This window comes from Streptomyces sp. NBC_00435, from assembly GCF_036014235.1.
Lineage (GTDB): Bacteria > Actinomycetota > Actinomycetes > Streptomycetales > Streptomycetaceae > Streptomyces.
Map to the genome: position 1 here is coordinate 6,205,913 of NZ_CP107924.1, position 12,159 is coordinate 6,218,071.

The 12,159-nt window shown below is 71.8% G+C and carries 13 protein-coding genes; 11 read left to right on the forward strand and 2 right to left on the reverse strand.

The genetic code is table 11. The annotated features are described in order from the left end of the window. Positions 1-128 precede the first annotated feature (128 nt). Both OG389_RS28340 and OG389_RS28345 read left to right on the forward strand, forming a co-directional pair. Entirely contained in the window at positions 129-1,304 is a 1,176-nt protein-coding gene (locus OG389_RS28340; RefSeq protein ID WP_328301259.1) for a ferrochelatase, read from the forward strand. A gap of 18 nt (positions 1,305-1,322) precedes the next feature. After that, a complete protein-coding gene (locus OG389_RS28345; protein ID WP_328304164.1) occupies positions 1,323-2,123 on the forward strand; it encodes an inositol monophosphatase family protein in 801 nt (266 codons plus the stop codon). Positions 2,124-2,223: 100 nt separating this feature from the next. Here OG389_RS28345 and OG389_RS28350 read toward each other — a convergent pair whose 3' ends face one another. Continuing rightward, complete coding sequence (locus OG389_RS28350; RefSeq protein ID WP_328301260.1) at positions 2,224-2,397, reverse strand: hypothetical protein; 174 nt, start codon at positions 2,395-2,397, stop codon at positions 2,224-2,226. Positions 2,398-2,655: 258 nt separating this feature from the next. Between OG389_RS28350 and OG389_RS28355 the strand changes: the two genes are divergently transcribed. From OG389_RS28355 to OG389_RS28370, 4 genes are all read left to right on the forward strand, one after another. Then, the gene (locus tag OG389_RS28355; RefSeq protein WP_030008767.1) at positions 2,656-3,309 is read left to right on the forward strand and encodes a response regulator transcription factor; all 654 of its coding nucleotides are present in this window, start codon (positions 2,656-2,658) and stop codon (positions 3,307-3,309) included. 5 nt (positions 3,310-3,314) lie between these two features. Continuing rightward, entirely contained in the window at positions 3,315-4,559 is a 1,245-nt protein-coding gene (locus OG389_RS28360; protein ID WP_328301261.1) for a sensor histidine kinase, read from the forward strand. Positions 4,560-4,943: 384 nt separating this feature from the next. Further along, positions 4,944-5,240: a DUF4193 domain-containing protein gene (locus OG389_RS28365; RefSeq protein ID WP_112451146.1), complete on the forward strand. Its 297-nt coding sequence runs from the start codon at positions 4,944-4,946 to the stop codon at positions 5,238-5,240. A gap of 12 nt (positions 5,241-5,252) precedes the next feature. Continuing rightward, positions 5,253-6,170 carry a hypothetical protein gene (locus tag OG389_RS28370; RefSeq protein ID WP_328301262.1) on the forward strand — a complete coding sequence of 306 codons (918 nt, stop codon included), beginning with the start codon at positions 5,253-5,255 and terminating at the stop codon, positions 6,168-6,170. Positions 6,171-6,209: 39 nt separating this feature from the next. Here OG389_RS28370 and OG389_RS28375 read toward each other — a convergent pair whose 3' ends face one another. Continuing rightward, on the reverse strand, positions 6,210-6,671 hold the full coding sequence (locus tag OG389_RS28375) for a DUF3093 domain-containing protein (RefSeq protein WP_328301263.1): 462 nt from the start codon (positions 6,669-6,671) through the stop codon (positions 6,210-6,212). A gap of 58 nt (positions 6,672-6,729) precedes the next feature. On the opposite strand from OG389_RS28375, the gene OG389_RS28380 reads away from it, so the two are divergent. The 5 genes from OG389_RS28380 to OG389_RS28400 all read left to right on the forward strand — a co-directional run bounded on the left by OG389_RS28380 (position 6,730) and on the right by OG389_RS28400 (position 12,122). Next, the gene (locus tag OG389_RS28380) at positions 6,730-7,314 is read left to right on the forward strand and encodes a PaaI family thioesterase (protein WP_328301264.1); all 585 of its coding nucleotides are present in this window, start codon (positions 6,730-6,732) and stop codon (positions 7,312-7,314) included. Further along, positions 7,314-7,847, forward strand: a complete 534-nt coding sequence (dut, locus tag OG389_RS28385; protein ID WP_328301265.1) for a dUTP diphosphatase — start codon at positions 7,314-7,316, stop codon at positions 7,845-7,847. Before OG389_RS28380 ends, dut begins: the two co-directional genes overlap by 1 nt. A 1-nt stretch (position 7,848) precedes the next feature. Beyond that, the gene (locus OG389_RS28390) at positions 7,849-8,631 is read left to right on the forward strand and encodes a DUF3710 domain-containing protein (RefSeq protein WP_328301266.1); all 783 of its coding nucleotides are present in this window, start codon (positions 7,849-7,851) and stop codon (positions 8,629-8,631) included. A 186-nt stretch (positions 8,632-8,817) separates the two neighbouring features. Beyond that, positions 8,818-11,439 (forward strand): sensor histidine kinase KdpD, encoded by a 2,622-nt coding sequence (locus OG389_RS28395; protein ID WP_328301267.1) that lies wholly within the window; start codon positions 8,818-8,820, stop codon positions 11,437-11,439. Beyond that, a complete protein-coding gene (locus OG389_RS28400) occupies positions 11,436-12,122 on the forward strand; it encodes a response regulator (RefSeq protein WP_328301268.1) in 687 nt (228 codons plus the stop codon). Before OG389_RS28395 ends, OG389_RS28400 begins: the two co-directional genes overlap by 4 nt. The last annotated feature ends 37 nt before the right edge of the window (positions 12,123-12,159 follow it).

Sequence of the window (12,159 nt, forward strand, 5' to 3'; positions counted from 1 at the left end):
GCGCACTGGGCGCCCGCACGGGAAGGAAAAGGGCAAGAGGAAATAAGGGTGACCATACTGCGAGCGGACGGGTCCGGACGCCCGGGCCCGTTTCCCGGCCGGCCGCGCCGGGTGGCAGGATTCGAAGCATGTCTGACCAGCTCCGCGCCTCCGCCGCCGGCTCGGCCGAAGGCCCCGCCGCCCCCTACGACGCCCTCCTGCTGCTGTCCTTCGGCGGCCCCGAGGGACCCGACGACGTCGTGCCGTTCCTGGAGAACGTCACGCGCGGGCGCGGCATCCCGCGCGAGCGCCTCAAGGAGGTCGGGCAGCACTACTTCGGCTTCGGCGGGGTCAGCCCGATCAACGGGCAGAACCGCGAGCTGCTGGACGCGCTGCGCAAAGACTTCGCGGAGCACGGGCTGGACCTGCCGGTCTACTGGGGCAACCGCAACTGGGCCCCGTACCTGGACGACGTGATGCGCGAGATGGCCGCCGACGGGCGCCGGCGCATCGCGGTCCTCGCGACCAGCGCGTACGCCTCGTACTCGGGCTGCCGGCAGTACCGCGAGAACCTCGCCGACGCGCTCGACCTGCTCGTGGCGCAGGGCACGGCCGCGCCGGACCTGCCGAAGGTCGACAAGCTGCGGCACTACTTCAACCACCCCGGCTTCGTGCAGCCCATGATCGACGGGGTGCTGGCCGCGCTGGAGTCGCTGCCCGGGGAGGTCCGCGCCGGGGCGCACCTGGCCTTCACCACGCACTCCATCCCGAACGCGGCCGCGGACACCTCCGGCCCGGCCGCGGACCACACCGCGGACGGCGCGGGCGGGGCCTACGTCAAGCAGCACCTGGACGTCGCGAAGGTGATCGCCGACGCGGTCCGCGCCGAGACCGGCACCGAACTGCCCTGGGAGCTCGTCTACCAGTCGCGCAGCGGAGCCCCGCACGTCCCGTGGCTGGAGCCGGACATCTGCGACCACCTGGAGGCCCTGCACGGGGCGGGCGCCCCGGCGGTGGTCATGGTGCCGATCGGCTTCGTCTCGGACCACATGGAGGTGCTGTACGACCTCGACACGGAGGCGACGGCGAAGGCCGCCGAGCTCGGCCTCCCGGTCGCCCGCTCCGCGACGGTCGGCGCCGACCCGCGGTTCGCGGCGGCGGTACGGGACCTCGTGCTGGAGCGGGCCGCGGCGGAACGCGGGGAGGCCGTGGAGCGTTGCGCGCTCGGCCTGCTCGGAGCTAGTCATGATCTGTGTGCCGTGGGCTGCTGCCCGGCACGGGGCCCCCGGCCGGCGGCCGCGGGCATGGACAGTCCGTACGCGTAGGGAGTGGAACCGGGCGTGATTTCCGAAGAGCTGAAGACCGAACTGCTGGACGTGGCCCTGGAGGCGGCCGGCCGGGCGGGCGCGCTGCTGAGGGACGGACGGCCGGCCGATCTGGCGGTCGCCTCGACCAAGACCAGCCCCATCGACGTGGTGACCGAGATGGACATCGCGGCCGAGAAGCTGATCACGGAGATCCTCGCGGAGCGGCGGCCCGGGGACGGACTGCTGGGCGAGGAGGGCTCCGACACCTCCGGGACCAGTGGCGTGCGCTGGGTCGTCGACCCGCTGGACGGCACCGTGAACTACCTCTACGGGCTACCGACCTGGGGCGTGTCCATCGCGGCCGAGTACCTGGGCGAGACGGTGGCCGGGGTCGTGGCGGCGCCGATGCGCGGGGAGACGTACTCCGCGGTGCTCGGGCGCGGGGCGTGGCTGGACGGGGTCCGCCTCGCCTGCCGGCCGGCAGCCCCGCTGGACCAGGCGCTGATCGGCACCGGGTTCGCGTACGTCCAGACCCGGCGGGCCCACCAGGCAGACGTGGTGCAGCGGATCATCCCGCTGGTCCGGGACATCCGGCGCGGCGGCTCGGCGGCGATCGACCTGTGCGACGTGGCCGCCGGGCGGCTGGACGGGTACTGGGAGCGGGGGCTGAACCCCTGGGACCTGGCGGCGGGCGAACTGATCGCGCGGGAGGCCGGCGCGCTGACCGGGGGCCGGTCCGGTGAGCGGGCTTCGGGCGGGCTCGCGCTGGCGGCGACCCCCGCGGTGTTCGCCTCGCTCCAGCCGCTGCTGGAGGAGGCCGGGGCCTGGCACGACTGAGCGGCCGGACAGAAGGGAACCCCGGCGGCCGGGTGGCTGCCGGGGTTCGGACGGTCCGGGGTGTGCCGGCCGGCCGCCGAGCGGCGGGCCGGGCGGGCGGTCAGCAGACGGAGACGGTGACCGGAACGCCGTGATCGGCGGCGATGCGCTGGAGGTCTTCCAGCTCCGCCTGTTCCACTTCCACGAGGAAGTCGTCGCCCGTCTCGCGGGCCTGCCTGAGGTCCGACTGCGTGTTCCTGATGCGCTGCAGGAGACCCGCGGTGAATGCGTCCATGATGGGTGCGCCCCCTCTTCGTGGGTCGGCGGCGGCACGTGGCGGCCCGCCGTCAGGGAGTGTTCGGGGTGTGAGATCGTCCTCCCCGCCGCCCTGGTCCCAGAAACCTCGTGAGGCGAGGGAATCCTCACGTCCGTCCCCGCGCACGTCCCCGCGGAGGGTCCCGCGCGGCGTCTTACAGCCGGTTTACCGCCGAAAGGGGCAGGATGGACGACGCATCACACGCCTGCCCTGACGGGCTCTGAGGAAGGAAACGACGTGCGCGTACTCGTCGTCGAGGACGAGCAGCTGCTCGCCGATGCGGTGGCCACCGGACTGCGCCGGGAGGCCATGGCCGTGGACGTCGTGTACGACGGCGCCGCGGCCCTCGAACGCGTCGGAGTGAACGACTACGACGTGGTCGTGCTCGACCGGGACCTCCCGCTCGTGCACGGTGACGACGTCTGCCGGAAGATCGTCGAGCTCGGCATGCCCACCCGCGTGCTCATGCTCACGGCGTCCGGCGACGTGAGCGACCGGGTCGAAGGCCTGGAGCTCGGGGCGGACGACTATCTGCCCAAGCCCTTCGCGTTCACCGAGCTGACCGCCCGGGTACGGGCCCTCGGGCGCCGCACCACGGTGGCGCTGCCCCCGGTGCTGGAGCGCGCGGGGATCAAGCTGGACCCGAACCGGCGCGAGGTGTTCCGCGAGGGCAAGGAGGTGCAGCTGGCGCCGAAGGAGTTCGCGGTGCTGGAGGTCCTCATGCGCAGCGAGGGCACCGTCGTGTCCGCCGAGCAGCTCCTGGAGAAGGCGTGGGACGAGAACACCGACCCCTTCACCAATGTGGTGCGCGTGACGGTGATGACCCTGCGGCGCAAGCTCGGGGAGCCGCCGGTCATCGTGACCGTCCCCGGTTCCGGCTACCGGATCTGACGCGGGTGGCAGCGACCCCGGCGCCACCACCGGCGCCACCGAAACCGACCTGGGACCCCGGCCAGCCCGAGGGTCCTTTCCCTTGGCTGCGGCCGACCATCCGCATACGCCTCACGCTGCTGTACGGCGGGATGTTCCTGATCGCCGGCATCCTGCTGCTGTCGATCATCTACCTGCTGGCGGCCCAGGCGCTGCGGCAGGGCAACGCGCTGCCGTTCACCATCGTGGGCGGCGGCCCGATCCAGGTCACCAGCAGCTGTCCCGGCGTGAGCGGTACCGGGCAGATGCCCGACCAGTTCAACGCGGCGATCAACACGTGCATCCTCGAACAGCGCCGGCACGCGCTGGACGACCTGCTCAGCCGGTCGCTGATGGCGCTGATGGGGCTGAGCATCATCGCCTTCGCCTTCGGGTACGCGATGGCCGGCCGGGTGCTCTCGCCGCTCGGCAAGATCACCCGGACCGCCCGCCGGGTGGTCGGCTCCGACCTGACCCGGCGGATCGAGCTGGACGGGCCGGACGACGAGCTCAAGGAGCTCGCCGACACCTTCGACGAGATGCTCGACCGGCTGGAGCGGGCCTTCTCGGCCCAGCAGCGGTTCGTGGCCAACGCCTCGCACGAGCTGAGGACCCCGCTGGCCATCAACCGGACGCTGCTGGAGGTGCACCTCTCCGACCCCGGTGCGCCGGTGGAGCTGCAGCAGCTCGGCAAGACCCTGCTCGCCACCAACGAACGCAGCGAGCAGCTGGTCGAGGGCCTGCTGCTGCTGGCCCGCAGCGACAACCAGATCATCGAGCGCAAGCCCGTGGACCTGGCTGAGGTGGCGTCGCGCGCCCTCGACCAGGCGCGTGCGGAGGCCCAGGCCAAGGGCGTCGAGATCCGCGGCGAGCGTGCGCTGGCCGTCGTACAGGGCAATGGCGTACTGCTGGAGCGGATCGCGCTCAACCTGGTGCAGAACGCCGTCCGGTACAACGTGCCGGAGGGCGGCTGGGTGGAGGTCACCACCGAGGCCGTGCACGGCCAGGCGGTCCTGCTGGTATCGAACACGGGTCCCGTGGTTCCCGCGTACGAGGTGGACAACCTCTTCGAGCCCTTCAGACGGCTGCGTACGGAGCGCACGGGCAGTGACAAGGGTGTCGGGCTGGGCCTCTCGATCGCGCGCTCCGTGGCGCGCGCGCACGGCGGGAGGATCCAGGCGGTACCGCGCGAGGGCGGTGGCCTCGTGATGCGTGTCACTCTACCCTTGTGATTCCGCCCACCCCGTGTTCGCTGTTGGCTGAATACTTGCCCCGTGAAGGCAGTGACTTCTGTGTGATCGATCACAGTGTCGAGTGTCCGGCCATATGCGTTCAGTGACCTCGGGTGAGCCGGAAAGCCCGGGAAGTCCGGGTTTCCGGCCCACCTGGCGGCGGAAAATACATGGGGTGGCGTTTGTGCAAGACGGCCCCCGGACCGTGTACGGTCCCGGTCGTCATCCCAGCCAATCGCTCCTTCTGATGTGCGGCTGGGTGTCGATTGAGTAACAGACCTTGATGTGAGGCAAAATCTCCGCCTCAGGTCGGGCACAAGTCCGGCCTCTCGCGCGTTACGTGCGCTGAGACACCCGCTAAATCCCAGAGGGGGAGAGCGAACTATGGCAACGGACTACGACACCCCGCGCAAGACCGACGACGACGTAGACAACGACAGCATCGAAGAGCTGAAGGCCCGGCGCAACGAGAAGTCGTCCTCGAACGTCGACCTGGACGAGATCGACAATGCGGAAGGCCTCGACCTGCCCGGCGCGGACCTCTCCAACGAGGAACTCGCCGTTCGGGTCCTGCCCAAGCAGGCCGACGAGTTCACCTGCACGAGCTGCTTCCTGGTGCACCACCGCAGCCAGCTGGCACGCGAGAAGAACGGTCAGCCGATCTGCCGCGAATGCGACTGAGAGGCGTCGGCCGTGACTGGCTCGACACCATTTCGGAAGCTGCGCTTCCGGAAACCTGGTGATCCGGCGGAGACGCGCGAGGGAACCGAGGGCCTGACAACGGGTCCTGGAGCCCCCGGCGTACCCGCCGTGCTCCCCGACACCGCCGAGGCGGTGCCGTCGGCCTCCGAGGCCGGCGAGGGGTCCCGGAACCGCTCCGGGGTCCGTCGGCTGCAAGCCGTCAAGAACGGTGTGCGCAAGGGCGGCGAAAGTGCCAGGGCCGCCGCCCTTTACCTCACCGACCGAGTCATCGAGAACGCCCCGCGCGTTCCGGTTCGGGACCTCGCGACCCTGCGCGCGCAGTTCCCGGGCCTCGGGCCCGATCAGCTCGCGGACAAGCTGATCTCCGGCGCCGCGAACGCCACCTCCACCGTCGGTGCGGGGATCGGTGCCGCGGCCATGCTGCCGGTGCCGCCCGCCATGCCGGCCGAGCTGGCCGCCGAGATCACCGGGGTCGCCGCGATCGAGCTGAAGCTCATCGCCGAACTCCACGAGGTCTACGGCCTGCGGCCGCCCGGCAGCCTCAAGGAACGCAGCCTCGCCTACCTCATGTCGTGGACGGAGGAGCGCGGGGTCGACCTGACCAAGCCGACGACGCTGAACGCGGCGCTGGGCGGTCAGATGAAGCGCGAACTGCGCCAGCAGATCATGAAGCGGATGTTCCGCAACCTGCCCAACCTGATGCCGTTCATGGTCGGCGCCGCCGTAGGGGCGGTCATGAACCGCCGCGACACCCGCAAACTCGCCGAGAAGGTACGTGCGGACCTGCGGGCCCGTGCCGTGCCCTGGAACGCGCTGCCGCAGCTCCCGCCTCTTGAGCGGCCCACCGAGCCCCTTCCCGGGGCCGCCAGGGCAGCCATCGAGGGCCGGCCGTTCGACCCCCGCGACTGAGCCGGGCCGCCGGGCCCGCCGCCCGCACCGGGTGCGGGGTCAGGCCACGCCCTGCGCCGCGCGGATGGCCGCCGCCAGCGCCTCGGGCTCGCGGGTGGAGACGTAGACGTACGGGGTCGGGTCCGCCGGGTCGGTGACCTCGACACGGACCGCCGTCGGCACGTAGCTGCGCATCAGCATGAAGGCGCGCATGTCGGCCTTGTACGTACGCCAGGCGCGGGCCTCCTCCGGGTCCAGCACCTCCGGCTCGCCCAGGGCCGAGACCGGGATCCGCGCGTCACCTGCGGCCAGCGCGCCGCCCACCACGCGCACGCGCTGGGAACCGTACGAACTCACCAGCAGCCCCGTCAGCGCGGTGCCCCCGACGAGCCCGGCCAACAGCGGCAGCGTCCCGAGCGGCAGCAGCATCAGCGCGCACGCGATGCCGGTGAGCACGGCGATGCCCCACCAGGAGCGGGGGGCGGTCAGACGTTCGTCGTGGTGCGCGGGGGAGAGCTGCATGCGGCCAAGCCTGCCACGAGGCGACCGGCGGGTAGCCGCGCGGGTAAGGTCTGCGGCTGTGAGTGGACGAAACACAGCGTTGACGCCCCCCGCCGATGCCGCGGCGCCGGTGCGGCACCCCGATGCCCCGGCGCCCGGCGAGCTCCTCGGCGCGCACTACGAGCACTGTTTCGGCTGTGGCGACGGCCAGCCGCACGGGCTCCACCTGGCGGCCCGCGCGGGCGAGGGCGTGCGCGTCAGTGCCGAGTTCACCGTCAAGCCCGCCCACCAGGGCGCACCCGGCCTCGCCCACGGCGGGGTCCTGGCCACCGCGCTCGACGAGACCCTGGGCTCCCTGAACTGGCTGCTGCGCGTCATAGCGGTCACCGGCCGGCTGGAGACGGACTTCGTCCGCCCCGTGCCCGTGGGCACCGTCCTGTACCTGGAGGCAGAGGTCACCGCCGTCGCCGGCCGGAAGATCTACTCCAGCGCGGTCGGTCGAATAGGCGGCCCCCGGGGCCCCGTCGCACTGCGCGCGGACGCCCTCTTCATCGAGGTGAAGGTCGACCACTTCATCGACAACGGACGGCCCGAGGAGATCCGGGCGGCGATGGCCGACCCGGACCAGGTCAGGCGCTCACGCGCCTTCGAGGTGAACCCCTGATGTCTGAGAACAACACCGGCGTGGACGTGGCGATCAGGCGCGTCGACCCGGAGGTACCGATTCCGGCCTACGGTCACCCCGGTGACGCCGGCTGCGACCTGGTCACCACCGTGGCCGCCGAACTGGAGCCGGGTGAGCGGGCGGTACTGCCCACCGGGGTCTCCATCGCGCTGCCCGACGGGTACGCGGCGTTCGTTCACCCGCGCTCCGGCCTGGCCGCCCGCTGCGGGCTCGCGCTCGTGAATGCCCCGGGGACGGTGGATGCCGGGTACCGTGGGGAGATCAAGGTGATCGTGGTCAATCTCGACCCGCGCGAGAGCGTCAGGTTCGAGCGTTTCGACCGCATTGCCCAGCTGGTTGTCCAGCGGGTCGAGAGGGTGCGCTTCCACGAGGTGGCGGAACTTCCCGACTCGGCGCGGGCCGAGGGGGGTTTCGGCTCCACCGGTGGTCATGCGGCCGTGGCCGGATCCGGCGCTGGTCAGCAGGGTGGGAATGGCTACGCTTCGGTCGTATCCGACCGGGAAGGACAGTGACGTGTTCGGACGTCGCAAGAAGAACGACTCCGTCAAGGACGGCGGCGCGGCCGAGCAGGTCGTCGACGGCGTCGGTGCCGATGAGCAGGACGGCACGGAGGAGACCGACGGGGCTCAGCCGCGCAGGGTGAACCTGCCGCCGGCCCCGCGGCCCGACGGCCCGTGGGACATCGCCGAGGTGCCCGGCAACCCCGAGGAGGGCCGGGTCGACCTCGGCGGCATCCTCGTGCCCGGGGTCGAGGGCATGGAGCTGCGCGTCGAGGTCGCCGGTGACGCGATCGTCGCCGCGACCGTGGTGCTCGGCGACAGTGCCGTACAGCTGCAGGCCTTCGCCGCGCCGCGCAGGGAGGGCATCTGGGGCGAGGTCCGCGAGGAGATCGCCGAGGGCATCACCAAGCAGGGCGGCATCATCGACGAGGTCGAGGGTCCGCTGGGCTGGGAGCTGCGCGCGCAGGTGCCCGTACCGCTGCCGGACGGGCAGACCGGCGCCCAGCTGGTCCGCTTCGTCGGTGTGGACGGCCCGCGCTGGTTCCTGCGCGGTGTCATCTCCGGCCAGGGCGCGGTGCGTCCCGAGTCGGCCGGGGTGCTGGAGCGGATCTTCCTGGACTCCGTCGTGGTCCGCGGCGAGGGTCCGATGGCCCCCCGCGACCCGATCGTCCTGAAGCTGCCGAACGACGCGCAGATGGTGCCGGACGGCGTGCAGACCGAGGAGCAGGAAGGCTCCCGCTTCGGCGGGGGCATGGGCCAGCTGGAGCGCGGCCCGGAGATCACCGAGGTCCGCTGACCCCGGTGTGTACCCGTACGGCCCGTGGGCCGCACCCTTCCGGGGGTGCGGCCCACGGCCGCGTTCCGGGGCCCCGCCCGGTCCCGGCGTGACCGGGGTCACCCGGGGTGTCAGGGATCCGTCAGAGATCGGCGCGTACGCCCTCATCGGCGCGTGAACAGGCCGGACGTCCCGGAGAATGAGCGCATGGGACGCGGCAAGCTAAGGATCTATCTCGGCTCGGCACCCGGAGTGGGCAAGACGTACGCCATGCTCTCGGAGGGCCACCGTCGGGTGGAGCGCGGCTCCGACTGCGTCGTGGGCTTCGTCGAGCACCACAACCGTCCGCGCACCGAGGTCATGCTGCACGGCCTGGAACAGGTGGAGCGCCGGGAGCTCTCCTACCGGGGGGCCGCCTTCACCGAGATGGACGTGGACGCGCTCCTCGCGCGCAAGCCGTCCATCGCTCTGGTCGACGAGCTCGCCCACACCAACGTCCCGGGCTCGCGCAACCCCAAGCGCTGGCAGGACGTGGAGGAGCTGCTGCGGGCCGGCATCGACGTGATCTCCACCGTCAACATCCAGCACCTGGAGTCGCTCGGCGACGTGGTGGAGTCGATCACCGGGGTGCGGCAGCGCGAGACCGTCCCGGACGAGGTGGTGCGCCGCGCGGACCAGATCGAGCTGGTCGACATGTCCCCGCAGGCCCTGCGCCGCCGGATGGCCCACGGCAACATCTACAAGTCGGACAAGGTCGACGCGGCCCTCTCCAACTACTTCCGCCCCGGCAACCTCACCGCCCTGCGCGAGCTCGCGCTGCTCTGGGTCGCCGACCGGGCCGACGAGTACCTCCAGCAGTACCGCGGCGAGCACAACATCCGCTCCACCTGGCAGGCCCGGGAGCGGATCGTGGTGGGCCTGACCGGCGGTCCGGAGGGGCGCACCCTGATCCGGCGCGCCTCCCGGGTGGCGGCGAAGGGCTCCGGGAGCGAGATCCTGGCCGTCTACATCGCCCGCAGCGACGGGCTGACCGCCGCCTCGCCGAAGGAGCTCGCGGTCCAGCGGACCCTGGTCGAAGACCTGGGGGGAACGTTTCACCATGTGATCGGCGACAACGTTCCCGAGGCGCTGCTCGAATTCGCCCGCGGGGTCAACGCCACCCAGATCGTGCTCGGCTCCAGCCGCCACCGCTCCTGGCGCTACGTCTTCGGCCCCGGCGTCGGCGCGACCGTCGCCCGCGACTCCGGACCCGACCTCGACGTCCACATCGTCACGCACGAGGAGGCCAACAAGGGACGCGGCCTGCCCGTGGTCCGCTCGGCGGCCCGGCTCGGCCGGCCCCGGATCGTGGCCGGCTGGGTGGCCGGGGTGATCCTGCCGCTGCTGCTCGCGCTGCTGCTCACGCACGTCGACAGCGACCCCGGTCTCGCGAACGAGATGCTCCTCTTCCTGGCCCTGACCGTGGCCGCCGCACTGCTCGGCGGGCTCTACCCGGCGCTGGCCTCGGCCGCCGTCGGCTCCCTGCTGCTGAACTACTACTTCGCCCCGCCCATCCACCGCTTCACCATCTCCGACCCGAAGAACATCGTCGCCATCGCGGTCTTCTTCGGCGTCGCCGGCTCCGTGGCCTCCGTGGTGGACGCGGCCGCCCGCCGCACCCACCAGGCCGCCAGGCTGCGTGCCGAGTCCGAGATCCTCTCCTTCCTCGCCGGCAGCGTGCTGCGCGGGGAGACCACCCTGGACGCGCTGCTGGAGCGGGTGCGCGAGACCTTCGCCATGGAGTCGGTGGCGCTGCTGGAGCGCGAGAGCGACGTGGAACCCTGGCAGCCGGCCGGCAGCGTCGGCCCGAACCCGGTCTCCCGCCCCGAGGACGCCGATGTGGACATGCCGATCGGCGACCACATGGCGCTGGCCCTGTCCGGGCGGGTGCTGCCCGCCGAGGACCGCCGGGTGCTCGGCGCCTTCGCCGCCCAGGCGGCCGTCGTACTCGACCGGCAGCGACTGGTCGGGGAGGCGGAGGAGGCCCGACGGCTGGCGGAGGGCAACCGGATCCGGACCGCGCTGCTGGCCGCCGTCAGCCATGACCTCCGTACGCCGCTGGCCTCCATCAAGGCCTCCGTCAGCTCCCTGCGCTCCGACGACGTGGAATGGTCCGAGGAGGACCGCGCGGAGCTCCTGGCGGGCATCGAGGAGGGCGCCGACCGGCTCGACCACCTCGTGGGCAACCTGCTGGACATGTCGAGGCTCCAGACCGGCACCGTCACCCCGCTGATCCGCGAGATCGACCTCGACGAGGTGGTCCCGATGGCACTGGGCGGCGTACCCGAGGGCAGCGTCCTGCTGGACATCCCGGAGACCCTGCCCATGGTGGCGGTGGACCCCGGGCTGCTGGAGCGGACCGTGGCCAACGTGGTGGAGAACGCGGTCAAGTACAGCCCGGTGGGGGAACGGGTGCTGGTGGCGGCCAGTTTCCTCGGCGACCGGGTCGAGGTACGTGTGGTGGACCGCGGGCCGGGCGTGCCCGAGGAGGCCAGGGACCGGATCTTCGCCCCCTTCCAGCGGTACGGGGACGCGCCGCGCGGAGCGGGAGTGGGGCTCGGGCTGGCGGTCGCGCGCGGCTTCGCCGAGGCCATGGACGGCACACTGACGGCTGAGGACACCCCGGGGGGCGGGCTCACCATGGTGCTCACGCTGCGGGCCGTGACGAACGGGCGGCCGACGGCCCACGTGAGCGTGGACGGCGAGGGCCGCAGCGCGCCGGGTGCGGCCGGGGCGCGGCCCGTGGATTCTGATGTTGATTCGATACGACAGAAGGCAGGACCCCAATGACCCGGGTGCTCGTGGTGGACGACGAACCCCAGATCGTCCGAGCCCTCGTGATCAATCTGAAGGCACGCAAGTACGAGGTCGACGCGGCCGCCGACGGGGCGAGCGCCCTGGAAATGGCGGCCGCCCGCCACCCCGACGTCGTCGTCCTGGACCTGGGCCTGCCCGATATGGACGGCGTCGAGGTGATCAAGGGGCTGCGCGGCTGGACCCGCGTCCCGATCCTGGTCCTCTCCGCCCGGCACAGCTCCGACGAGAAGGTCGAAGCCCTGGACGCGGGCGCCGACGACTACGTCACCAAGCCCTTCGGCATGGACGAGCTGCTCGCCCGGCTGCGCGCCGCCGTCCGGCGGGCGGAACCGGGCGCCGGGGCCGGCGAGGACGAGGTGACCGTCGAGACCGAGACCTTCACGGTGGACCTCGCGGCCAAGAAGGCGGTGCGCGCGGGCCGGGACGTACGCCTCACGCCGACCGAATGGCACCTGCTGGAGGTACTGGTCCGCAACGGCGGGAAACTGGTCAGCCAGAAGCAGTTGCTCCAGGAGGTCTGGGGCCCCTCGTACGGGACCGAGAGCAACTACCTGCGGGTCTACATGGCGCAGCTGCGGCGCAAACTGGAGACCGACCCCTCGCACCCGAGGCACTTCATCACCGAACCGGGCATGGGATACCGCTTCGAGAGGTGAGCGTGAGATACCGCTACGAGAGGTGAGCGTGGCGCCG

What these genes read in the sequence shown, in the direction of transcription:
- OG389_RS28375 (WP_328301263.1), bottom strand. Translation starts at nt 6,671, where the DNA reads ATGCAGCTCTCCCCCGCGCACCACGACGAACGTCTGACCGCCCCCCGC.
- OG389_RS28400 (WP_328301268.1), top strand. Translation starts at nt 11,436, where the DNA reads ATGACCCGGGTGCTCGTGGTGGACGACGAACCCCAGATCGTCCGAGCC.
- OG389_RS28395 (WP_328301267.1), top strand. Translation starts at nt 8,818, where the DNA reads ATGGGACGCGGCAAGCTAAGGATCTATCTCGGCTCGGCACCCGGAGTG.
- OG389_RS28340 (WP_328301259.1), top strand. Translation starts at nt 129, where the DNA reads ATGTCTGACCAGCTCCGCGCCTCCGCCGCCGGCTCGGCCGAAGGCCCC.
- OG389_RS28365 (WP_112451146.1), top strand. Translation starts at nt 4,944, where the DNA reads ATGGCAACGGACTACGACACCCCGCGCAAGACCGACGACGACGTAGAC.
- dut (WP_328301265.1), top strand. Translation starts at nt 7,314, where the DNA reads ATGTCTGAGAACAACACCGGCGTGGACGTGGCGATCAGGCGCGTCGAC.
- OG389_RS28350 (WP_328301260.1), bottom strand. Translation starts at nt 2,397, where the DNA reads ATGGACGCATTCACCGCGGGTCTCCTGCAGCGCATCAGGAACACGCAG.